The sequence below is a fragment of the Terasakiella sp. SH-1 genome, from assembly GCF_004564135.1.
In the GTDB taxonomy this organism is placed as follows: Bacteria; Pseudomonadota; Alphaproteobacteria; order Rhodospirillales; family Terasakiellaceae; genus Terasakiella.
In genome coordinates this window covers 2,464,705-2,486,286 of the sequence record NZ_CP038255.1, presented here as the reverse complement: position 1 = coordinate 2,486,286, position 21,582 = coordinate 2,464,705, and the positions used below count along the sequence as shown (strand labels likewise).

Here is a 21,582-nt window from a genome sequence, read left to right as displayed (position 1 = left end):
GGACATGCTGAAAATTGAAAATCTCACCAGCCACTATGGCCGTATTCAAGCCCTTCATGGTGTGGACCTTGAGGTTAATGAAGGCGAACTGGTTGCCCTTGTGGGCGGGAACGGTGCGGGGAAAACAACCCTGCTTCGCACCATCTCCGGTCTTCAAGCCGCGAGCAGTGGCACAGTGACGTTTGAAGGCCAGGATATTACTGATTTGGCCGCAGAAAAACGTGTGCCGCTGGATATCGCACAGGTGCCGGAAGGCCGTCAGGTTTTCACCGCGCTTTCCGTTGAAGATAATATTCGCCTGGGCGCGTTCACCAAAAAAGACAAAGATCAGATCGAGACTGATCTTGAAAAAATGTATGACCGCTTCCCCATTTTGAAAGAAAAACGCGATCTGCCAGCAGGCACATTATCAGGTGGGCAACAACAGATGTTGGCGATGGCGCGTGCCTTGATGTCGCGCCCGCGCCTGTTGTTGCTGGATGAACCTTCCATGGGGTTGTCTCCTGTTCTGGTGATGGAGATTTTCTCCATTGTTGAAGAATTAAAAGAACAAGGTGTCACCATCTTTTTGGTGGAACAAAACGCCACAGCTGCCTTGCGTGTTGCAGATCGTGGCTATGTTATGGAAACAGGGAAAATTACCATCACAGGCACGGGGGATAACCTGCTTGATGATGAAACTGTAAAATCCGCCTATCTGGGCATTTAAAAACTAGTTAAGGGACCATCTAGTTATGAGTAAAAATTTCGCTTCCGCAGCTGATCTGGACGAAAAAAAAGTATCTTTTGAAAAGCTGGGCGAGGGCCTTTATGCCTATACGGCAGAAGGCGACCCCAACACAGGTATCATCATTGGTGATGATGGCGTTATGGTGATTGATACACAAGCTACGCCAACCATGGCACAAGACGTTATCCGCCGTATTCGCGAAGTGACTGACCTGCCGATTAAATATGTACTGATGTCACACTATCATGCGGTACGTGTGATGGGGGCATCTGCCTATAATGCTGAACAGATTATTGCGTCCAAACCGACCTATGATTTGATCGTGGAACGTGGCGAACATGATTTTAAATCAGAAGTCGGGCGTTTCCCGCGTCTGTTTAATGATGTTGAATCTGTACCGGGCCTAACTTGGCCGACGATGGTGTTTGAAGGCAAAATGACCATCTTTATGGGCAAGCGCCGTGTGGAAATCATCCATGCCGGTCGTGGTCATACAGCGGGTGATACAATTGCCTGGTTGCCAGATGATGGTGTGTTGTTCTCCGGTGACTTGGTTGAATTTGGTGCAACGCCCTATACAGGGGATGCCCATCTGGAAGATTGGCCGAAAACACTGGATTACCTGCGCAGCCTGAAACCTGAAAAGCTGGTACCGGGTCGTGGTGCTGCCTTGATGACGCCTGAGCTGTGTGAACAGGCAATTGCGGAAACCCAGGACTTTCTTGAATCCATGTATGGTTCTGTGAAAAAGGGTCGTGAAGAAGGCAAGGAACTGGGGCAGATTTACAAAGATACCTATGCAGCGTTGAAACCGAAATTTGGTGATTGGGTGATTTTTGACCACTGTCTGCCATTTGACGTGACACGTGCCTATGACGAGGCTGGCGGGTTGGACCATCCGCGCATCTGGACGGATGAGCGCGATGTTGCCATGTGGAAAGCGCTTGAAGAAGTCGAATAAGAAGATTGGAGGTCACTTATGACCAAAGCCATCAACATTATGAAGCGGGAACATTTAAGCCTGAATACGGTTTTACATGTTCTGAACCAACTGGTGCTGGATCTTGAATCCGGTCGATTGAAATCAACGGATGTAGATTATGAGCTGATTGAAAAGATCATGACCTATATCGAAGAATTCGTCGATACCATGCACCACCCGAAAGAAGATGAATATCTTTTCCCGGCCTTGTTGAAAAAAACATCTGAAGCCAATGATGTGATCATGGAGCTTCAGGAGCAACATAAAAAGGGTGTGGAACATCGCAAGCGTTTGGAAATTCATATTCAGGCGATGAAGGATAAACATCCCGGTGAGGTTGAAAAGGTTGTGGATGTGCTCAAGGATTATCTAACAGCACACCGCGAACATATGAAACTGGAAGATAATGTGGTGATCCCTCTGGCTGAACGGGTTCTGGATGCAGAAGACTGGGCACCGATTGAAGAGGCTTTCACCAATAACGAAGATCCGCTTTTTGGTGATGTTCCCAAAAACAAGTTTAGAAAGCTATTGTCTGATATTACCTTCCTCGCCCCGGCACCCATTGGTTTGGGTGGGCGTCGGTCGTAAAAAGAGGTTCTCCTAGGCTGTCGAGAGCAGATGCCTTCCAAAGGCGGCCTAATACTGGTGGTCGGGGCTTGTTAAAAGTCCCGGCCCTTTTTTTACCCGTCTGGATAATTGACTCTTTGGGGTAAAAGCAGGACACTGAAACCTGCGAGATACCCCCCCCTGTCACAATTACAAGTTGGGCAAGGTGGGTTGGATTGATAAAACAATAAAAAGAGGGTAGTAGATGGCTTTATTAGAATTAGCTTCCATTAAACTGGCTTTGGCAGGGGTGACAAAGGCAGCGGTGGCCGCAGGTCCAATTGGCCTGCCAATTGCGATTGCAGGCAGTTTTGGCTCTTTGATCCTGATGGAAACAGCCGCCTCTAAAACGAATGAACTGATTTTGAAGAAAAAAGCAGACTTGTGACTATAAAAGTCTGTCATTCCCAACTTGATCGGGAATCTCTTTGTTCAAAAGGTCCCCGCATCCGTGAGGTCGACAAAATAATAAAAAAAGCCCCGGCTGGAAATTTCCGCCGGGGCTTTTGGTTTGTTTATTCTTTGGGTCGATTATCAGTGACCCGGACCGCCTTGCCTTGAGAGCGCGGGATGGCACCGGGTTCCAGCACTTCAATCTTGGTGGAAATGCCGATATAGGACTTAATGTGATGGGACAGGGCTTTCTTGATATCCTCATCGTGGGTGGTGCCCGCTTCATTACGTTCGACCTGAACGGCCAGCTTATCCAAGTGACCATCACGGGTCAGGATCAGGTGGTAATGCGGGCTCAGGCGATTATCGCGCAGGATTTGTTCCTCAATCTGTGTGGGGAAGACATTTACACCGCGAATGATCATCATATCATCAGATCGCCCAGTGATCTTGTCAAAGCGACGCATAGTGCGTGCGGTACCCGGTAACAAACGGGTCAAATCTTTGGTGCGATAACGAATGACCGGCATGGCTTCTTTGGTCAGCGAGGTAAAGACCATCTCGCCCATTTCCCCATCAGCGACCGGGTTGAATTGATCATCAACAATTTCCGGGTAGAAATGATCTTCCCAGATGGTTGGGCCGTCTTTGGTTTCCAGACATTCCTGTGCGACACCCGGCCCGATGACTTCGGACAGGCCATAGATATCGAGACAATCAATACCCAAGCGGCTTTCCATTTCATCGCGCATCTTATTCGTCCAGGGTTCTGCCCCAAAAATACCCGCACGTAGCTTGATCTCGCGTGGGTCAAGACCTTGACGTTCCATCTCATCAGCGATGACCAGCATATAAGACGGTGTCACCATGATGACATCCGGGTCAAAATCACGGATGAGCTGAACCTGCTTTTCGGTTTGGCCCCCTGACATGGGGATGACGGTACAGCCCAGTTCTTCTGCACCATAATGGGCACCAAGGCCCCCTGTAAACAGGCCATAGCCATAAGCTACATGCACACGATCATGATGCGATACCCCAGCTGCACGCAACGAGCGTGCAACCACACCGGCCCAGACTTTCAAGTCCTGACGGGTATAGCCTACCACAGTTGGTTTGCCTGTGGTCCCTGATGAGGCATGGACACGAACCACTTCTTCCATGGGGACGGCGAAGCTATCAAAGGGATAGGCTTTGCGCAGGTCTTCCTTGGTGGTGAAGGGGAATTTTGCCAAGTCATCCAGATGTTTTAAATCATCGGGGTGAACTTGCGCATCTTCACATTTTGCCCGGTAATAGGCCACATTCTGGTAAGCATGTTCCAAGGACCATTTCATACGCTTGAATTGCAAGCTACGCAGTTCATCCACGCTTGCCTTTTCAATCGGGTCCAATTCGCCAATCAACGGCACATCAGTTTTTTGCATCTTTAAAAATCTCCCAAACGTTCCCTGTTTTGTCGTGTTTTATACACGTTCAATAATAGTTGCGATACCTTGTCCAACACCAATACACATTGTACATAGTGCGTAACGGCCTTGTCTTCTTTCTAATTCATAAAGGGCAGTTGTGATTAACCGCGCCCCGCTCATGCCCAGCGGATGGCCCAGCGAGATCGCCCCGCCATTGGGGTTCACACGGGCGTCATCATCAGCCACACCCAGCTCACGCAGCACGGCCAATCCTTGTGAGGCAAAGGCTTCATTAAGTTCAATCACATCCATGTCTTCGATAGACAGACCTGCTATTGCCAACACCTTTTTAGAGGCCGGAGCTGGCCCAATGCCCATGATGCGGGGCTCAACCCCTGCGGTTGCCATGGCAATGACACGTGCACGTGGCTTCATGCCCGTTTGTTCGGCTGTTTCCTTGGACGCCATTAACAAGGCACAAGCCCCGTCATTGACCCCGGATGCATTGCCTGCGGTGACGGAACCGCCTTCACGAAACGGGGCGCGCAGGCCCGCCAGTGTTTCCATAGTGGTGTCCCCACGTGGGTGTTCGTCGGTGTCCACAATCTTGGGACCGCCTTTGCGCTGAGGAATTGTGACTGGGCAAATTTCTTCAGCCAGACGGCCAGCGTCTTGCGCAGCCTGTGTTTTTTGCTGGGAATGAAGGGCGAAGGCATCCTGGTCTTCGCGTGACACGTTGAAATCTTCGGCCACATTTTCCGCCGTTTCGGGCATGGAATCTGTACCATATTGCTTGTCCATCATCTTGTTGACAAAACGCCAGCCAATTGTGGTGTCATAAACCGCATTGGCCCGTGAAAAGGCGCTTTCAGCTTTTGGCATCACAAAGGGGGCACGCGACATGCTTTCCACGCCGCCAGCAATGATCAAATCGCAATCCCCTGCTTTGATGGAACGTGCGGCCAGTCCAACCGCATCCATACCGGAACCACACAGGCGGTTGACCGTTGTTCCCGGCACATCGGTTGGTAGCCCTGCCAGAAGGGAGGACATACGCGCCACATTACGGTTATCTTCACCTGCCTGATTGGCACAGCCATAGATCACATCGTCAATTTTGGACCAATCCACATTCGGGTTGCGTTCCATCAGTGCTTTCATCGGCACGGCACCCAGGTCATCGGCGCGAACTTTGGATAGTGCCCCGCCATAACGGCCAATGGGTGTGCGAATGGCATCAATGATATAAGCCTCAGTCATTTTTAATTATTTCCCCGGAAATAGTTCTTGAACGTCCACGGAACAGGGCAACGACTGTTCCGTCCTGTTTGGTAACGGTGACATCATAAATGCCGGAACGACCCATCAAGATGGTTTCTTTCGCTTCGGCTGTCAGGACATCACCTTCATAAGAGGGACCCGAGTAGGTAATGTCACATCCTGATGCCACCGTAACTTTGTTGTAGGTGTTACATGCATAGGCAAAGATGGTGTCGGCCAAGGCAAAAGTCGCCCCGCCATGAGTCATATGAAAGCCATTGAGCATATTTTTGCGCACCGTCATGGTGCCTTTGGCATAGCCCGGTGCGACTTCGATAATCTCAATCCCCATGGCTTGGGCCATTTCGTCTGTGGCGAACATGGCGTCCTTGGTTTGTTGGGCCAGATCAGTCATGGAAATATTTCCCCGCATTGACTTTTCGGCGCAGCAACAGGCTGGTGCGATAACGATCTTCGCCGTACGTGCGACCCAGATTTTCAATCACACTGGCGATATAATCTGGTCCAATCTCATCGGCCCAGGCCAGTGGTCCTTTCGGGTAATTCACACCTTTTTGCATGGCGAGGTCCACGTCTTGAACAGAACAGACCTGCTTATAAACCGTATCAGCTGCTTCGTTGATGATCATCGCGATGGTGCGCGCATTGATCAGGCCGGGGACATCCTGCATGACAGAAACCTCAATACCCAGTGCTTGGAAGAAGCCGCAAGCCTCGCTCACATGTTCGTCATCGGCTGTTTCTGAGGGGGCAATGGCGATACGTTCAGTTGTGGCGAAATCAATGGAAAGATCAAACAGAACAAGGGCTTCGTTATCTTCACCCAAGGGCAGGGAGGCTTCCAGTTCGGTTGCCAGCACACCCGGTGTCAGCATGAGGTGGGTATGACCGATGGTGATACGGTCTGCCATACTGTCTTCCATCTCGATGCGTTCCACATCAAGGCCGGAATCCATCATGCGCTGCACGAGGGGTTCGGCTGGACCAAGATCACCTTCGATAATGACTTTACCCGGTTTCAACCCTTGTGAGGCGGTCTGGGCCACAGGTTGTTCTGCATCAGCGCCATAATCATAAAAACCACGCCCGGTCTTGCGACCCAACAAGCCACCATCAACCAGTTCTTTTTGAACAAGAGAGGGCAGGAAGCGTGGATCATTATAGAATTGGGCAAAGGTCGTGGTGGTCACTGCATAGTTCACATCATGACCGATCAGGTCCATGAGCTCAAACGGTCCCATGCGAAAACCACCCGATTGTTTCAATAACGTATCGAGTGTCACCACATCAGCACCGCCTTCTTCAACAACGCGCAGAGCCTCGGCATAAAAGGGGCGGGCAACACGGTTAACGATAAAGCCCGGTGTGGACTTGGCATGGACAGGTTTCTTACCCCAGGCAAGGCTTGTTTCGTATAGGCAATCAGCAACTTCTTTTGAAGTTGTAAGCCCGGAGATGACCTCCACCAGTTGCATAATCGGTGCCGGGTTGAAGAAATGCATGCCAGCTAAGTTACTGGATCGTTTCAGTTTCGCACCAATCGCCGTTAATGAGATGGACGAGGTATTAGAAGCCATAATGGTATCTTCAGAACAAATCTCTTCCAGTTTGCCAAAGACGTCTTGTTTGATGTCGATGTTTTCAACAATGGCTTCGATCACCAGTTTGGCCGGGGCAAGGTCTTCCAGTTTTTCCACGACACTGATGCGATCCAAAAGCGCATCCACATCGTCTTGGGTCATCTTGCCTTTTTCAACAAGTCTGGACAGGCCCTTGGCGGTTTTATCCTTACCAACCTGGGCAGCACCCATCATGGCATCAAAAAGAAGAACCGGGTGACCGGCCTTGGCCGCGACCTGTGCGATGCCGGCCCCCATGGTTCCGGCACCGATAACGGCGACTGTATCTGAAGAAGAAAGGGCAGCCATTTTATTTTCCTGTAAAGTTCGGTTTGCGTTTTTCCAAGAAGGCATTCACACCTTCTTTGTAATCATCGCTGAAACCTGCCATTTTTTGAAGGTCTCGTTCCAGATCAAGCTGCTGATCCATGGTATTTGTTGGTGCTGCATTCATGGCACGTTTGATCAGGCCAAGACCGAATGTCGGGGCTTGGGCGAGTTGTGCGCACAATTCTTCGGTTGTTTCCATCAGGGCGTCATTATCGACACATTTCCAGATCATGCCCCATTCTTCGGCTTGTGTGGCAGATACTTTATCTCCGAGCATGGCAAGGGCTTTAGCCCGCGCCATCCCAACTAGGTTCGGCAAGGACCATGTGCCGCCACTATCTGGTACCAGACCGATTTTACAAAATGCCTGAATGAAGCTGGCACTTTGGGCAGCATAAACAATGTCACAGGCAAGGGCGATATTGGCACCTGCGCCTGCGGCCACACCATTGACGGCACAGACAACAGGCTTTTCAATAGACTGGATCAGGCGCACCAGCGGGTTGTAGAATTTCTCAATGGTTTGGGAAAGGTCACGCGGGCCTTCATCCCCTGTTACGGCACGGTCCCCCAAATCTTGGCCCGCACAGAAACCACGACCTGCGGCTGTTAGCAAAATGGCGCGCACCTCTTCATCTTTTTGGCAGCTTTTCAACGCATCGCGCAATTCCATATGCATGACTTCATTAAAGCTGTTGAGCACATCCGGGCGGTTGAGGGTGATTTTGGCGTAGCCGTCTTTCTTTTCAAAAAGAATGGTTTCGAAACTCATGGTTTTAACGTCCTTTAAACGTAGGTTTTCTTTTTTCCATGAAGGCGCTGACGCCTTCCTGTTTATCTTCGGTGGCAAAGAGCGTGGTGAAAGAACGACGCTCAAACGCCATGCCTTCATGCAGCATGGCATCACTTGCCTTAAGTACGGATTCTTTTGCCAAACGTGCGGCCACCGGGGGCTTGCTTGCAATTAACTTGGCAAGGGCTGTGGCCTTTTCAATGGTCAGTTCGGGTTCACACACTTCGCCAACCAGTCCGGCGCGTTCAGCTTCATTTGCGGACATAAACTGACCGGATAAGACGAGCTTCATCGCCTTGGATTTTCCGATCATCTGGGTGAGGCGCTGTGTTCCCCCTGCACCGGGGATGATACCAAGGTTGATTTCCGGCTGGCCGAATTGGGCGGATGTGCCCGCAATCAACACATCGCAATGCATGGCGAGTTCATTGCCCCCACCCAAACAGAAGCCATTAACCGCTCCGATCATGGGTTTGGGAAAATTACGAATGGCGAGCCAATAAGCCGCACGCGGATCATTCATCACATCCACAGGCGTTTTATCAGCCATTTCCGTAATGTCAGCCCCGGCGGCAAAGACTTTGTCACCGCCTGTAAGCACAACAGCACGCACGGCATCATCATGGGTGGCTTTGCCCAAGACCTCAGAAAGTTCTTTTAACAGCTGGGTGCGCAAGGCGTTGCGTGCCTTGGGGCGATTGATGCGGATGGTGAGGACGTGGGCATCATCCAGTGATGTCAACACATCCTCACAGCCATCCAGATAGGGGGGAAGGCGTTCGGCCACTTTGGGCTCCTGTTATTTTAATATGATACACAAAAGTTATAGTATCGTATGAAAATGATAAGTTTGGTTAGTCGCGTGCTTCCAGGCCGATACGGGCGAGCTGTTCGGCAATGCGGCTTTCCCATTTTGCCAACAGGTCCGCATTGGGCGTGCGACGCAGGCCATAGGCTTTCCCTTGGTCAAAATGTTGGGAATCGCTTTTACCAAATGTGGCAGCAACGCGGCTGTACCAGTAATCTACGCTGGCTTGAGCGGCTTCCAAGCTATAGCCATTTTCAATGGCTTTGGCTAAACCCTTGCGTCCCAGTTCGGCATGTTCGGCCTCTACAGCGGCGATTTCACCCATGGCTGCGGCCAGTGGGGCGTAGGAGCAATGGGAAATTTCTTCCAGCTGAATAGAGGACGCCAGACCCATCAACATGTTCATGACAACCGAATCGAGCCAACCTTCATATGGGTAATGCAGGACATTGAGGCGTTTGTCGCCACTGATGCGGCGGTTGCCCAGATCAAGGGTACGTGACAGGCGTGCATCCCATGGGTGGGACTGAACATAAAGGTCTGTATTGACACCGAAATCTTCCAGCATTTCGAGGATACGATGGGCATGTTCGAATTTTTCTGAAACGATTCGGGCAGCTGCGCGACGCTCACGAATGCCGGGTGCTTTGTTGATGATATCGACAAAACCTGCGGCCCCTGCGAGTTCAGAATCAACAAAAGTCACCATCAGACGGCGTAATTCACCTTTATATCCAGACGATAGTTCATCTTTTGCTGTCAGCTTTTCGTTGTTTTGGATGCGTGCAAGCAAGGCATCTTCATTTTTAGACATTATATCCTCTCCCCTTTCGCATGGGCTGCGTTGTTAATTTCATCTTGTTTTGATATCATAAAATAAAATGTGATACAAAACTAGACAACTTTCTATAAATTTAGTATCAAAAAAATTAGAAACATTCAAACAATAATGTTAAAAGAAATGCAAAGGTCCCTTTCTAGATTTGAAATAGTTCTGATTTATCTAGGGATTGCACAGGGTTAAACCAAGAAGAACGAGTGTAAGTCATGACAAGCATCGCCATATTCGTAGGAACAGAATCGGGCAACGCCCAAATGGTTGCCGAGGCGCTAAACGACGAATTGTCCCGTCTGGACCATGAGGTAGAGATTATCGAAGAATTTGACGATGGTCTTGATGTGTTGGACGGCCATGACACCATTATCATCAGTTGTTCCACCCATGGACTGGGTGAATTGCCCGACAATATCATTCCGCTTCATGATGTGATGAAGGAAGATACGCCGGACCTTTCTGAGGTTCGCTATGGCATTATTGCGCTGGGGGATCAGACTTATTCAGATACGTTCTGTCAGGCAGGCAAGGATATGGATGCGGTTTTCACAGCCTGTGGGGCAAAACGTGTGGGCGAACGCCTTGAGGTAGATGCCTGTACACAGCCCCTGCCGGATGAAGAGGCAATTGACTGGGTTAAAGAGTGGCTTGAGCTGCTTTGATATTAACGTCATCCCCGACTTGATCGGGGATCTGCTTAAAATTTACAGAGATCCCGCATCAAGTGCGGGATGACGACAATAAAAAACAAGGGAAAGAAAAATGAGCCTGGAGCTTTTTGAAAAACATAAAGAGAAACTGGAACAAGCTTGTGAAGCTGCGCGCACTCGTGGCTATTGGTCCGGTTATAAAGAAATGCCAAGCCCGCGTGTCTATGGTGAAACGGCACAAGACGATGGGATCAAGGCATTTCAGGCTCATTTGGGCAAAACCTTTGAAATTGATCAGCCCACATCCGGCGGCACATTAGGCGCAGAAGAAGGCCCGTTTGGGGTGGAGCTGAACGTTCAATATCCGGCCCCTGATGTAGATGCCATGATGGCCGCGTCCAAGGCGGCGACAAAAGAATGGCGCAAGCTTGGCCCCAAGGGTCGTGCGGGCGTTTGTATGGAAATTCTGGAACGACTGAATGCCAAAAGTTTCGAGATCGCTTTTTCAGTGATGCATACCACGGGGCAGGCTTTCATGATGGCGTTTCAGGCCGGTGGGGCACATGCACAAGATCGTGGGCTTGAAGCGGTTGCCTATGGTTATGACGAATTGATGCGTCATCCTGAAACAGCTGATTGGGTGAAGCCGCAAGGCAAGCATGACCCGCTGGAAATGAAAAAGAAATATACGGCTGTTGGTCGTGGTGTTTCCTTGATGGTCGGTTGTGCGACTTTCCCCACATGGAATGGCTATCCGGGTATTTTTGCCTCCTTGATCACAGGCAACGGTGTGATTGTGAAGCCGCACCCACGCGCTGTTTTACCACTGGCCATTACGGTTGAGATCATCCGCGATGTGTTGAGTGAGGCGGGTATTGATCCGAATTTGGTGTGTTTGGCGGTTGATACGCTGGATGCACCGATCACCAAGGAATTTGCCACGCATAAAGATACGAAGATCATCGACTTTACGGGGTCTAGCGAATTTGGGAACTGGTTGGAAGACAACTGCAAGCAGGCCCAAGTCTATACGGAAAAAGCGGGCGTGAATGCCATTGTGATTGATGATTTTGATGACATCAAAGGGATTTCACGCAACCTGTCCTTCACGTTCAGCCTTTATTCGGGTCAGATGTGTACCACACCGCAAAACGTCTTTATCCCGCGTGATGGTATTGACGTAAATGGCGAGAAAATGAGCTTTGATGATGTGGCAAAAGCCATTGCTACAGGCGTTGAAAAATTCCTCTCTGTGCCGGAACGTGCGGTGGAAGTGCTCGGTTCCATTCAGAACAAGTCTATTCTGGATCGTATGGAAGAGGCTAAAAAGCTTGGTGATGTGGTGCTGGATACGACCCAGATTGACCACCCAATGTTTAAAGGGGTGCAGTGTCATACACCGGTGATTATTAAGGTTGATGGGGCTGATGTGGAAAAATATTCAGAAGAATTGTTCGGCCCGATTGTCTTTGTAATCGCAACAGACAGCACAGAAGACAGTATTGCGAAAATGAGCCAGACCATTTCTGAAAATGGTGCGATTACCTTGGGGCTTTATTCCAAGAATGATGATGTGATTGAAGCTGTGGAAGACGCAGCTCTTGAAGTCGGTGTCAATCTGTCCATCAACCTGACAGGCGGTGTGTTTGTCAATCAGTCCGCGGCCTTTTCTGATTTCCACGCCACAGGGGCGAACCCGGCAGCGAATGCGGCCCTGACAGATGGGAACTTTGTATCAGGTCGTTTCCGCGTGGTTCAAAGCCGCCGTTAACAATTATTTACTTCTCATGTAAAGCGGGCTCCTGCATAAAGTAGGGGCTCGCTTTTATTTTATAAGGGAAAAGCTTATGTCCATGTCCCCTAAAGTCTATGAACTTGATGGTATTATTCCGGTCATTGATGAAACAGCCTTTGTTCATCCGGATGCGGTTTTAATTGGTGATGTGATTGTCGGTCCCGGCGTTTATGTGGGGCCGGCCTGTTGTTTGCGCGGGGATTTTGGCCGTTTGATTTTGGAAGAAGGGGCCAATATTCAGGATACCTGTGTCATGCATGGTTTCCCCGGCACGGATACGATTGTGAAGAAAAATGGCCATATCGGCCATGGGGCTGTGTTGCACGGCTGTGTAGTCGGCGAAGATGCCCTTGTGGGCATGAATGCGGTGATTATGGATGGGGCGGAAATCGGCCCGCAATGTATTGTTGCTGCCTCTGCCTTTGTACGTGCGGGCCTGAAATTTGAAAAACGTTCCCTCATCGGTGGAGTGCCGGCCAAGCTGATGCGTGAAGTTTCAGATGAAGAATTTGCCTGGAAACGCGCAGGAACGAAGGAATATCAGGATTTAGCCGTGCGTTCGCTTAAGACCATGAAGCCAGCCATCCCTTTGCGCGAAGTTGAAGAAAACCGCGCGCGTATGCCCAGTGGCGATGTGAAGCCTTTGTTTGAGACAAAGGGTTAAAAGTCATCCCCGACTTGATCGGGGGTCTTTTTCCATGAGGAGAGAGGTCCCCGCATACGCGAGGACGACTTAACTATTCTGCATCCGGTTGGTTTTCCGGTACAGCTTTGTCAAAAGCCTCAATCTTCAGGCAGTTCTCGTTAATGGCTGAAATTTTCGGGAAAGGCGTCATGTCCACATTGAAACGGTGGGCATTGTAAACTTGCGGGATCAGGCAGATATCGGCCAGTGTCGGGCTGTCCCCATAACAAAAGCCTGTATTGCCAAGGCGGGCTTCTAAGGCTTCAAAGCCTTTGGTGATCCAGTGACGATACCAGGTCATTTTCTGTTCATCGGCCACACCCAATTCACCTGCCAGATATTTAAGAATGCGCAGGTTGTTCACTGGGTGAATGTCACTGGCAATCACTTGGGCAAGGGAGCGCACTTCTGCACGGCCCAAGGCATCGCTTGGCAGCAGGGCAGGGGTGGGATGGGTTTCATCCAGATATTCCAAAATCGCCATGGATTGGGTCAGGATGGTGCCGTCCTCTAATTCCAGGGCGGGGACAAAGCCTTGCGGGTTCTTCGCCTTATAATCCGCGCTATGTTGTTGTCCGCCACCTTTGACCAGATGAACACAGATATGTTCATAAGGGATATTTTTCAAATTCAGGGCAATACGCAGACGATAAGACGCAGATGAACGCCAGTAGTCATAAAGCTTCATCAGTTTTTCACCATAGTCTGTTCAATAGTGCCGAAAATGGACTGACCGTTTTTGTCGTTCATTTCGATTTTGATGGTGTCCCCAAATTTCATGAACGGGGTGGAAGGCTCGCCATTTTCAATGGTTTCAATCATGCGGATTTCAGCAATACAGGAATAGCCAACCCCGCCTTCTGAAACGGGCTTACCCGGTCCGCCGTTCATCTTGTTGGAAACGGTGCCGGACCCGATAATGGAACCAGCCCCCACATTGCGGGTTTTACAGATGTGGGACACCAGTTTCGGGAAAGTGAAAGTCATATCAACGCCCGCTTCGGGCTTACCAAAGGCGTCGCCATTGAGAGTAGAGAGAAGCGGCAGGTTGACTTTTTCCCCATCCCAGGCATCACCCAATTCATCTGGTGTGATACAGACCGGGGAAAAGGCGGAAGCGGGCTTGGATTGGAAGAAGCCAAAGCCTTTTGCCAGTTCACCGGGGATCAGGCCGCGCAGGGAGCAATCATTCACCAGCATGAGCAGTTTGATATGGTTCTTGCAGTCTTCTGGGGTGGAGGACATGGGCACGTCATCGGTAATAACGGCGATCTCCGCCTCAAAATCCACGCCCCATTCATCAGAGGCCAGCGGAATATCCTCACGCGGACCAATGAAGTCGTCAGAGCCACCTTGATACATCAGCGGGTCTGTCCAGAAGCTGTCCGGTAGTTCAGCCCCACGGGCCTTGCGCACCAGTTCCACATGGTTGACGTAGGCAGAACCGTCAGCCCATTGGTAGCTGCGTGGCAGGGGGGGCATACATTGGCTTTGATCAAACTCTTGTGCGTTTGTTGCTTGAGCGTTGTTCAGTTCATCTGATAGCGCTTGCAGTTTGACAGAGGTTTCAGCCCAATTATCAAGAGCCGTTTGCAGGTTGGCTGCAATGGAGGCAGCAGAAACATAGGAGGTCAGGTCTTTTGAGACGACAACAAGTTGTCCATCGCGGGATCCGTCTTTTAACGTGGCAAGTTTCATGGGGCTGGCTTCCTTAACATCTGATCGAAGGTGAATTAGTTTCGCTTAATAATAATTTCATTTGAAACCAATTCAAGTAAAAAATGCCAAGACCTTGCAAAAAATAGTGTGGGGACGTTATAACACTTTGATTGCAAAACGCTTACAAGGAAGGCATGGGATATGCTGCTTCGTGACGAAGAAGATGAAGTACAACGGGACTTAATTCTGGAGCAATATCTGCCTTACCGCATGGCTGTGATTGCCCATTTGATGAGTCAGGGGTTTTCCAAGCGTTATTCCAAAGAATATGACATGACCATTGGTGAATGGCGCGTTATGGCAAATTTAGGTCACTATGAACCCCAAAGCGGCCATGAGATTGGTGCCCATTCCCATTTGGATAAAGTACAGGTGTCTCGTGCTGTGGCCCGATTGGAGAAAAAAGGCTGGATTCAACGCGAAGGCGATACGGTTGATCGTCGCCGCAACTTGTTGAAACTGACGCCGGTCGGTAAAGAGGTTTTTGCCCGCCTTGGCAAGCTTGCACTGGATTTTGAAGATGACGTCAGTGCGTCTTTATCCACAGAAGAATATGCCGCACTGGACCGGATTTTACGTAAACTGTCCAAGCGGGCGGAAAGTCTGGTTTAGGGTCTAACAGCCTTCTTTTGCCTCTTCTTCGGCTTTTGTGCATTTCATATCACAGATGTGCATGGCTGACAGGCCGATTGCGGCAAGAAAAATGGCGAGAAACATGGGAACACCAATTAAAGTGCTGCCATAAATCATAGGAAGCATGACCAGCCACGGTAAAACGAGTTGAAATGACATCGGCGTTCTCCTTGCTATGGTTTGATTTTAGTGTGCGTTAAACAGGGGCTGTTCGCAAGTTATCTATAAAGAGATATATAAATCCTTAGCACTATAGGTTAAATTAGGATAAAACACACAAAATCATAAGAAAATACTGATCGCAGGGATTTTACCTTTCCAATGTCCAGCAACGCCAATGATACGCATGTCCTGATCGTCGATGATGACCCAGTGATTCGCCGTGTGGTCAGTGCTTTTCTGGCGAAAAAAAAGTATCAGGTTTCCAGCTGTAAAAATGCAGAAGAAGCTTTTGAATATCTGGAACATCAGCCTGTCGATTTGATTGTGCTGGATCAGGTCATGGATCCGGGGATGACTGGGCTGGAAATGCTTAAGACGTTACGATGCAATGATAATCTTGTTGCGGTGGTGATGTTGACCGGGGCCGATGACAGGCAAGTTATTATTGATGCCATGCAGGCTGGGGCTCAGGACTTTTTATTAAAAAACAGCGGGATTGATTTTTGGTTGAAGCTGGAACAAAGCGTCCTGCGTGCCTTGCATGTGGCGCAACTGGAACAAAAAGTTGCTGAAAACCATAAGGCAATGGCAGAACAAGCCAAATTCTTGCAAACCATCATAGATACCGTTCCCACCCCGATTTATTATAAGGATGAGGAACTCAGGTTCTTAGGCTGCAATACGGCAATGGCGGATTTTCTGGAACGCCCCATTGAAGATATTCTTGGCAAGTCCATTGATGTTTTTTATCCCGATGAGATTGCACAGGATTTACAAAAACATAATGCAACCCTGCTGAAAGAAGGCGGGGAGGAATTGGTTGAAATGTCCCTGCCCCGTTCTGATGGGGATCATCATGTGTTGTCACATAAGGCGCGTTATACAGGTGCGGATGGCAAAAGCGGTATTGTCGGGGCTGTTGTTGATATTTCAGAACGCAAACTCTATGAAAATGAATTGCGTTTGGCACAAACGGTGTTTGACACCACCTCAGAAGCCATTGTTGTGACCGATACACAAAACAGAATTCAGGCTGTGAACCCGTCTTTCACGCGAGTAACGGGATATAGCGAGGAAGAGGTTCTGGGGCGTGATCCCGGTTTTTTAAGTTCCGGGCGTCAGGATCAGGAATTTTATCATACCATGTGGCTGCAATTAAGTGAGCGTGGGCGCTGGCAGGGTGAAATTTGGAACCGTCGTAAAAATGGTGATCTTTATGCCGAATGGCTGTCGATTTCTTCTGTTCACGATGAACAGGGGGATATCTGTCAATATGTGGCAGTCTTTAGTGATATTACCAAACGAAAGAAGGCGGAAGAACTGATCAAGCATCAGGCCAATTATGATGGCTTGACCAGTCTGCCCAACCGTAACCTGTTTTTGGATCGCCTCAGCCGTGCGATGATGCGCGCCAAAAGAAATGGGACGCAGGTTGCCCTGATGTTTCTCGATCTGGATCGTTTTAAGTCGGTGAATGATACATTGGGGCATAATGTCGGTGATGCCCTGTTGATGGATGCGTCAAAAAGATTACTCGGCTGTGTGCGTGAAACAGATACGGTTTCGCGCCTTGGCGGGGATGAGTTCACCGTCATTATTCCAGATATCAAACATTCCTATGATATTGAAAAGGTTGCCAATAAAATTCTGGCAGAAATGTCGCAGACGTTTTCGGTGCTGGACCATGATATCTTTTTGACCGCCAGTGTCGGGATTACGGTTTATCCCGATGATGGGGTGGCGTTGGAAGCTTTGATGCGAAATGCCGATACGGCCATGTATCAGGCGAAGGAAGCGGGGCGTAACAGTTTCCGTTTCTATACGCCTGAGATGAATAAAATCGCCCATGAGGCGATGGTTCTGGAACGTGAATTACGCCAGGCAATTGATAAGAAGGAATTTGTTGTTCACTATCAACCTGTTGTGGATGTGAAAAGCGGCGATGTCATTTCCTGTGAGGCATTGGCGCGTTGGAACCACCCGGCCAGGGGGCTTGTCGGGCCGGGCTATTTTATCTCTATTGCCGAAGAGACCGGGCTGATTGACGAGATTGGGGCGCAGGTTCTGGAACAGGTCTGTCAGCAAATTCATGACTGGCAGTCGGTTGAGGAGCTTAAGGATATTCGTGTGGCGGTGAACCTTTCTCCCCATCAGTTGCGCAATCAAAACTTGGTTGAAAAACTGCAAGGGGTGATGCAGGCATATGGGGTTCGACCCAAGCAGCTGTCTTTGGAAATTACGGAAACGCTGGTGATGCAAGACCCGGACGGGGCGGCATTATTACTGGAAAATATCCGTGATCTTGGTGTTCAGATTTATCTGGATGATTTTGGAACAGGCTATTCATCTTTGAATTACTTGAAACGTTTTTCCTTTGATGTGTTGAAAATTGACCGGGCCTTTATTATGGATGTGGATCGTGATGAAGGGGATGCAGCCCTTGTTGAAGCGATCATTGTTATGGCGCATAAACTGGGCATTAAAGTGGTGGCCGAAGGGGTGGAAAGCCCGCAGCAACGCAAATTTGTGATGGAACAGGAATGTGACATGATCCAGGGCTATTATTATAGCAAGCCCTTGGCGCCTGAAGAGTTTGAAGCTTATTGTCGCAAATGAGACTTTTTATTTTGTGCCAAAGGCAGTACAGTCCCTCCCTAAAAATACAGGGATTTTTTTATGCCGACACCACCCGTTTTTGACCTCCAATTTCAGCAACAACTGGATGCACTGTTTCGCTGGCGTCGTGATGTGCGTCATTTTAAAACAGACCCGCTGCCCTCAGGGTTGTTAGATAATTTGTTGGAAACAGCCACGTTGGCACCGTCTGTGGGCAATAGCCAGCCGTGGCGTTTTGTTGTGGTGGAAGATCAGAATTGCCGCAAAGCCATCCGTGATAATTTTGAAGCCTGTAATCAAGAGGCACTTAAAGATTATGATGGTCAAAAGGCTGAGACCTATGCCTCGCTGAAATTATCCGGACTGGATCGTGCGCCAGCCCAGGTGGCGGTTTTTTGCGATAGCCACACCACGGTTGGGCAAGGGCTGGGGCAAAAGACCATGCCGGAAACACTGAAATATTCGGTTGTGTCCAGTATTCAGACACTGTGGTTATCGGCACGTGCCCAAGGGGTCGGCATCGGCTGGGTATCTATTATTGAACCGGATATGATTAAGGAAATTCTGGATATTCAGCAGGATAGCTGGGACTTGGTTGCATATCTTTGTATTGGCTATCCCGAAGAAGAACATGATGTCCCCGAGCTGGTGCGCTTTGGTTGGCAGGACCGCTTGCCCTTTGATCAGACGGTTTTACGCCGTTAATAATAGGTATGATTGCTGGGGGGGTCGTCGCGCTCCTGTGCCAGACTGAAAATACCCCAGCCCATGCCGATGCTGCCAAAAGTCAGTGCCAATCCTGTAAACATCATAATCAGGACCAGCCAGCGATCTTGTGAAGACGAAATCATGGTCCAGAGATTGCTGACATCAAAATAAAGTAGCAGAACGCCAAAGAAAATACCGCCCAGAATGCCCGCAACCAAATGTTGGAACAGGAAAATCAGCGTCGTGCGCGCCGTCCAATGGAGTTTCTGGAATTCTCGTTTCATAAGGAAAAGATAATGTTTCCGCCGAGCGTTTCAACCATTTCTTTCAGCGCTTGTTCGCATTCTTGCAAGCTTGTTTCATCATGATGGCGCAGGACCATGGAAACACCCAAACGGCCATCTTTGAAATAAGGGTAGCTGCCCATGTCAATATGGGGGAATTTTTCCTGAAGGGAGGCTAGGGGATCTGCAATGATCCCTTCGCCCAAATCGGTTGAAACGGTTTTTGACAGGACGGTTATCCCCCCTGTTAAACGGTTTTTCAGGTTATCAAACAGAGCTTGGGCGATACGTGGAACACCTGCCAAGACAAAGACATTTTCAATTTGAAACCCTGGTGCCTTGCTGATGGGGTTTTCAATCAGAATAGCCCCAACGGGGGTATCTGCCATCCGTAAACGGGCTTCATTCAGGTCTTCTGGCTTGTAATGGCTTTCCAGCATGGCAACGGCTTCTGGGTTGCGGGCAAAGTCGTAGCCCAGAGCCTTGGCAACACAGGCGGATGTAATATCATCATGGGTGGGGCCAATACCGCCTGTGGTGAAGACATAATCATAGGTGTTGCGGGCATAATTGATTGTATCAATAATGACAGTTTCAATATCAGGGATGACACGGGCTTCACCAACCTGAATACCCAGTTTGTTTAATTCTGTGGCAAGGAAATTAAGATTGCTGTCTTGGGTACGGCCAGAAAGAATTTCATTGCCGATAATCACAATACACGCTGTAACTTTATCGACCATGAAACCGCTGCCTTATTTCTTCATTTTTTCATACATGTTTTCATAGGCTGTCATAAACTTGCCGATGGTATGATTAATGGTATCTTTGGTTTGCATGGTTGTGTCTTCGCCTGTCTCACGGGCTTGTTGACGGGCAAAGAGGACCCGGTCAATCAGGCCGAGAACACCATCAACCACCCCTTGTAAGGGTTTTGCGAGATTTTCTTTTTCTGCTTCAAAATGGGTGACAGCATTTTTGAATTCTTTGTCAAATTTGATCAGGTGTAACACCAGAATAGATTCAAAGAAGAATTCCAGACAGTTTTTCAAAACACGCGGTTCAGCTGGTTCTTTTAACAATTTGATGATCTGTTCAGCATAGGCAACCGGGCGGCGGCCCAGCTCCGGTACAGAGAGGGGCAAACGGCCAGCATCCAGCTTTTGGCCCATACAAGCTGATTGGACTTCATCCAGTCCAATGGAGTTTTTGGTATAAAGCAGGTTGAGGATCAACATTTCAAAGAAATTCTGATCGTTCTGTTTAAAGCTTTGTTCCAGTGCGCGTGCGACCGCCCCTTTGGCGCTGGAGCCACCTTGGGCCTGTTCAGCAATCTGGATAATCCGATCACCTTCTCCTTTAAACAAGTTGTCACGCAAGTTCATGAGATAGGCAAGAATGCTGAAGTTAAAGGTTTTGGGGAAGAAGACTTCGCCTTTATTCTGTGCTTCTTTAAAGATATCCAGCACATCTTCCCAAGTTTCGCGCTCAACTTTCTTTTTCTTTTTGGGTGCTTCTTCTTTTTTACCTTTACCCAGTAGCTTGGCAAACAGGCCACCTTTTTTCTCTTTGGTGGCGGCTTTTTTGGGCTTGTCGCTTTCTCCTGCACGTTTTGCAGCTTCTGTTTGGGAACTTCCCCAGCCGCTAAAGCCGGAATGAACGACTTCCAGCAATGGTTTGCTTTTATCACGCAAGATGACACGGATAGCTTCTTCATCGGCTTCGGGGTCGATGTCGTTATAGACGCGTCGTGTCAAAACTTCCCGGCTGTCAATGACCAACGCACGAACGGCATCTTCGATCAGGACGGAAAATTCGATGGAATACAGGAAATGGGCCGGAATACCAATATCTTCGGTTGAATGGCGGCCATAAAGGTGCGTGCTGCGCAGCACATCCAGCTTGGAATCAAAATGGCGCACAACGCTTTGGATACAGAGCTTTTCAGCCAGCTCGTAATTAAATTCGGGCTCTTCATCTATTTCAATTTCTTCTTCATGAATGGGGGAGCCATCCCCGCCAGAGGCAATTTTGCGCGCACGTGCTTCGGATTCTTCCTGCTCAGCTAGACGTTTGGCTTCTTCGGCTTTACGTTTCTTTTCTTCTTTTATTTCTTTGGAACGTTTGGGCAGTGCCTCAAGCCCGGTCATGATATCTTCGGCATGTTGGCGCACCAACCGGGTAAACTGGCCGTCACGGAAGTCTTTACATTGTTCCATGATTTGCATAACGAATTTGATTTGGGCGAGGAACGTCGCATCACTTTGCAACTTGTCCGGGTTACCTTCGCGCAAGACTTTCAGTACGCGCAGGGCAGCACGGTCAACCTGTGCCATCATCGCCCCTTTCCCTTCTTCCGGATTCAGGGAAGAAAGTTCAGTCATGGCTGCTGTCAGTTCGATTTTCTCGAAATCTTTTTGTTGCTCTTCAGACACGTTAAAACCGCAGGTTCGTTAAAGGGTGCAAATTTGCTGTCAGATTACGGCTAAACTACCAAAAAATCAATGATTTCAGTACCTAGTCCATCCGACTTTCACA

23 protein-coding genes are annotated in these 21,582 nt (G+C 49.1%); 10 read left to right on the top strand and 13 right to left on the bottom strand.

The window, feature by feature from the left end:
- Positions 1-4: 4 nt before the first annotated feature.
- From E4K71_RS11485 to E4K71_RS11470, 4 genes are all read left to right on the top strand, one after another.
- Positions 5-709 (top strand): ABC transporter ATP-binding protein, encoded by a 705-nt coding sequence (locus tag E4K71_RS11485; protein ID WP_135079693.1) that lies wholly within the window; start codon positions 5-7, stop codon positions 707-709.
- Between the two features lie 25 nt (positions 710-734).
- The gene (locus tag E4K71_RS11480; protein ID WP_135079691.1) at positions 735-1,691 is read left to right on the top strand and encodes an MBL fold metallo-hydrolase; all 957 of its coding nucleotides are present in this window, start codon (positions 735-737) and stop codon (positions 1,689-1,691) included.
- Between the two features lie 18 nt (positions 1,692-1,709).
- Positions 1,710-2,303, top strand: a complete 594-nt coding sequence (locus tag E4K71_RS11475; RefSeq protein ID WP_135079689.1) for a hemerythrin domain-containing protein — start codon at positions 1,710-1,712, stop codon at positions 2,301-2,303.
- Between the two features lie 223 nt (positions 2,304-2,526).
- Positions 2,527-2,709, top strand: coding sequence for a hypothetical protein (locus tag E4K71_RS11470; protein WP_135079687.1), 183 nt, complete (start codon positions 2,527-2,529; stop codon positions 2,707-2,709).
- Between the two features lie 127 nt (positions 2,710-2,836).
- Here the strand turns inward: E4K71_RS11470 and paaK are convergent, their stop codons facing one another.
- The 7 genes from paaK to E4K71_RS11435 form a co-directional block, all read right to left on the bottom strand.
- Positions 2,837-4,141, bottom strand: coding sequence for a phenylacetate--CoA ligase PaaK (gene paaK / locus E4K71_RS11465; RefSeq protein WP_135079685.1), 1,305 nt, complete (start codon positions 4,139-4,141; stop codon positions 2,837-2,839).
- A 39-nt stretch (positions 4,142-4,180) separates the two neighbouring features.
- Complete coding sequence (gene pcaF, locus E4K71_RS11460; RefSeq protein ID WP_135079683.1) at positions 4,181-5,386, bottom strand: 3-oxoadipyl-CoA thiolase; 1,206 nt, start codon at positions 5,384-5,386, stop codon at positions 4,181-4,183.
- Positions 5,379-5,801, bottom strand: a complete 423-nt coding sequence (gene paaI, locus E4K71_RS11455; protein ID WP_135079681.1) for a hydroxyphenylacetyl-CoA thioesterase PaaI — start codon at positions 5,799-5,801, stop codon at positions 5,379-5,381. The genes pcaF and paaI overlap by 8 nt, the downstream gene beginning before the upstream one ends.
- Positions 5,794-7,335 carry a 3-hydroxyacyl-CoA dehydrogenase gene (locus tag E4K71_RS11450; protein WP_135079679.1) on the bottom strand — a complete coding sequence of 514 codons (1,542 nt, stop codon included), beginning with the start codon at positions 7,333-7,335 and terminating at the stop codon, positions 5,794-5,796. The genes paaI and E4K71_RS11450 overlap by 8 nt, the downstream gene beginning before the upstream one ends.
- Before the next feature lies 1 nt (position 7,336).
- On the bottom strand, positions 7,337-8,128 hold the full coding sequence (paaG, locus tag E4K71_RS11445) for a 2-(1,2-epoxy-1,2-dihydrophenyl)acetyl-CoA isomerase PaaG (RefSeq protein ID WP_135079677.1): 792 nt from the start codon (positions 8,126-8,128) through the stop codon (positions 7,337-7,339).
- Between the two features lie 4 nt (positions 8,129-8,132).
- A complete protein-coding gene (locus tag E4K71_RS11440; RefSeq protein ID WP_206201903.1) occupies positions 8,133-8,936 on the bottom strand; it encodes an enoyl-CoA hydratase-related protein in 804 nt (267 codons plus the stop codon).
- Positions 8,937-9,003: 67 nt separating this feature from the next.
- Complete coding sequence (locus E4K71_RS11435) at positions 9,004-9,771, bottom strand: Phenylacetic acid catabolic protein (RefSeq protein WP_135079675.1); 768 nt, start codon at positions 9,769-9,771, stop codon at positions 9,004-9,006.
- A gap of 233 nt (positions 9,772-10,004) precedes the next feature.
- On the opposite strand from E4K71_RS11435, the gene E4K71_RS11430 reads away from it, so the two are divergent.
- From E4K71_RS11430 to E4K71_RS11420, 3 genes are all read left to right on the top strand, one after another.
- Entirely contained in the window at positions 10,005-10,454 is a 450-nt protein-coding gene (locus tag E4K71_RS11430; RefSeq protein ID WP_135079673.1) for a flavodoxin domain-containing protein, read from the top strand.
- 100 nt (positions 10,455-10,554) lie between these two features.
- Positions 10,555-12,213, top strand: a complete 1,659-nt coding sequence (gene paaN, locus E4K71_RS11425; RefSeq protein ID WP_135079671.1) for a phenylacetic acid degradation protein PaaN — start codon at positions 10,555-10,557, stop codon at positions 12,211-12,213.
- 76 nt (positions 12,214-12,289) lie between these two features.
- The gene (locus E4K71_RS11420; protein WP_240796797.1) at positions 12,290-12,901 is read left to right on the top strand and encodes a phenylacetic acid degradation protein PaaY; all 612 of its coding nucleotides are present in this window, start codon (positions 12,290-12,292) and stop codon (positions 12,899-12,901) included.
- A 73-nt stretch (positions 12,902-12,974) separates the two neighbouring features.
- Here the strand turns inward: E4K71_RS11420 and maiA are convergent, their stop codons facing one another.
- Positions 12,975-13,610 carry a maleylacetoacetate isomerase gene (gene maiA / locus E4K71_RS11415; RefSeq protein ID WP_135079669.1) on the bottom strand — a complete coding sequence of 212 codons (636 nt, stop codon included), beginning with the start codon at positions 13,608-13,610 and terminating at the stop codon, positions 12,975-12,977.
- Positions 13,610-14,620 (bottom strand): fumarylacetoacetate hydrolase family protein, encoded by a 1,011-nt coding sequence (locus E4K71_RS11410; protein ID WP_135079667.1) that lies wholly within the window; start codon positions 14,618-14,620, stop codon positions 13,610-13,612. The genes maiA and E4K71_RS11410 overlap by 1 nt, the downstream gene beginning before the upstream one ends.
- Before the next feature lie 162 nt (positions 14,621-14,782).
- Here E4K71_RS11410 and E4K71_RS11405 point away from each other — a divergent pair, with 162 nt between their 5' ends.
- Positions 14,783-15,253, top strand: coding sequence for a MarR family transcriptional regulator (locus E4K71_RS11405; protein WP_135079665.1), 471 nt, complete (start codon positions 14,783-14,785; stop codon positions 15,251-15,253).
- A gap of 3 nt (positions 15,254-15,256) precedes the next feature.
- Here the strand turns inward: E4K71_RS11405 and E4K71_RS18270 are convergent, their stop codons facing one another.
- Positions 15,257-15,433 carry a hypothetical protein gene (locus tag E4K71_RS18270; protein WP_167730483.1) on the bottom strand — a complete coding sequence of 59 codons (177 nt, stop codon included), beginning with the start codon at positions 15,431-15,433 and terminating at the stop codon, positions 15,257-15,259.
- Between the two features lie 162 nt (positions 15,434-15,595).
- On the opposite strand from E4K71_RS18270, the gene E4K71_RS11400 reads away from it, so the two are divergent.
- The gene (locus E4K71_RS11400; RefSeq protein WP_135079663.1) at positions 15,596-18,052 is read left to right on the top strand and encodes an EAL domain-containing protein; all 2,457 of its coding nucleotides are present in this window, start codon (positions 15,596-15,598) and stop codon (positions 18,050-18,052) included.
- A 60-nt stretch (positions 18,053-18,112) separates the two neighbouring features.
- Positions 18,113-18,757 (top strand): 5,6-dimethylbenzimidazole synthase, encoded by a 645-nt coding sequence (gene bluB / locus E4K71_RS11395; protein WP_135079661.1) that lies wholly within the window; start codon positions 18,113-18,115, stop codon positions 18,755-18,757.
- Here the strand turns inward: bluB and E4K71_RS11390 are convergent.
- From E4K71_RS11390 to E4K71_RS11380, 3 genes are read right to left on the bottom strand one after another with little or no spacing between them, the layout of a single operon-like run.
- Complete coding sequence (locus E4K71_RS11390) at positions 18,754-19,044, bottom strand: hypothetical protein (RefSeq protein WP_135079659.1); 291 nt, start codon at positions 19,042-19,044, stop codon at positions 18,754-18,756. The genes bluB and E4K71_RS11390 overlap by 4 nt on opposite strands.
- Entirely contained in the window at positions 19,041-19,787 is a 747-nt protein-coding gene (locus E4K71_RS11385; RefSeq protein ID WP_135079657.1) for a molybdopterin-binding protein, read from the bottom strand. Before E4K71_RS11385 ends, E4K71_RS11390 begins: the two co-directional genes overlap by 4 nt.
- Before the next feature lie 12 nt (positions 19,788-19,799).
- Positions 19,800-21,479, bottom strand: coding sequence for a hypothetical protein (locus tag E4K71_RS11380; RefSeq protein WP_135079655.1), 1,680 nt, complete (start codon positions 21,477-21,479; stop codon positions 19,800-19,802).
- Positions 21,480-21,582: the final 103 nt, after the last annotated feature.

Excerpts from the sequence above, each read along its gene's own strand:
- paaG (WP_135079677.1), bottom strand. The coding sequence starts at position 8,128 with ATGAGTTTCGAAACCATTCTTTTTGAAAAGAAAGACGGCTACGCCAAA.
- paaI (WP_135079681.1), bottom strand. The coding sequence starts at position 5,801 with ATGACTGATCTGGCCCAACAAACCAAGGACGCCATGTTCGCCACAGAC.
- E4K71_RS11390 (WP_135079659.1), bottom strand. The coding sequence starts at position 19,044 with ATGAAACGAGAATTCCAGAAACTCCATTGGACGGCGCGCACGACGCTG.
- E4K71_RS11470 (WP_135079687.1), top strand. The coding sequence starts at position 2,527 with ATGGCTTTATTAGAATTAGCTTCCATTAAACTGGCTTTGGCAGGGGTG.
- pcaF (WP_135079683.1), bottom strand. The coding sequence starts at position 5,386 with ATGACTGAGGCTTATATCATTGATGCCATTCGCACACCCATTGGCCGT.
- bluB (WP_135079661.1), top strand. The coding sequence starts at position 18,113 with ATGCCGACACCACCCGTTTTTGACCTCCAATTTCAGCAACAACTGGAT.
- E4K71_RS11480 (WP_135079691.1), top strand. The coding sequence starts at position 735 with ATGAGTAAAAATTTCGCTTCCGCAGCTGATCTGGACGAAAAAAAAGTA.
- E4K71_RS11420 (WP_240796797.1), top strand. The coding sequence starts at position 12,290 with ATGTCCATGTCCCCTAAAGTCTATGAACTTGATGGTATTATTCCGGTC.
- paaN (WP_135079671.1), top strand. The coding sequence starts at position 10,555 with ATGAGCCTGGAGCTTTTTGAAAAACATAAAGAGAAACTGGAACAAGCT.
- E4K71_RS11410 (WP_135079667.1), bottom strand. The coding sequence starts at position 14,620 with ATGAAACTTGCCACGTTAAAAGACGGATCCCGCGATGGACAACTTGTT.
- E4K71_RS18270 (WP_167730483.1), bottom strand. The coding sequence starts at position 15,433 with ATGTCATTTCAACTCGTTTTACCGTGGCTGGTCATGCTTCCTATGATT.
- E4K71_RS11475 (WP_135079689.1), top strand. The coding sequence starts at position 1,710 with ATGACCAAAGCCATCAACATTATGAAGCGGGAACATTTAAGCCTGAAT.
- paaK (WP_135079685.1), bottom strand. The coding sequence starts at position 4,141 with ATGCAAAAAACTGATGTGCCGTTGATTGGCGAATTGGACCCGATTGAA.
- E4K71_RS11430 (WP_135079673.1), top strand. The coding sequence starts at position 10,005 with ATGACAAGCATCGCCATATTCGTAGGAACAGAATCGGGCAACGCCCAA.
- E4K71_RS11405 (WP_135079665.1), top strand. The coding sequence starts at position 14,783 with ATGCTGCTTCGTGACGAAGAAGATGAAGTACAACGGGACTTAATTCTG.
- E4K71_RS11485 (WP_135079693.1), top strand. The coding sequence starts at position 5 with ATGCTGAAAATTGAAAATCTCACCAGCCACTATGGCCGTATTCAAGCC.
- maiA (WP_135079669.1), bottom strand. The coding sequence starts at position 13,610 with ATGAAGCTTTATGACTACTGGCGTTCATCTGCGTCTTATCGTCTGCGT.
- E4K71_RS11435 (WP_135079675.1), bottom strand. The coding sequence starts at position 9,771 with ATGTCTAAAAATGAAGATGCCTTGCTTGCACGCATCCAAAACAACGAA.
- E4K71_RS11450 (WP_135079679.1), bottom strand. The coding sequence starts at position 7,335 with ATGGCTGCCCTTTCTTCTTCAGATACAGTCGCCGTTATCGGTGCCGGA.
- E4K71_RS11400 (WP_135079663.1), top strand. The coding sequence starts at position 15,596 with ATGTCCAGCAACGCCAATGATACGCATGTCCTGATCGTCGATGATGAC.
- E4K71_RS11385 (WP_135079657.1), bottom strand. The coding sequence starts at position 19,787 with ATGGTCGATAAAGTTACAGCGTGTATTGTGATTATCGGCAATGAAATT.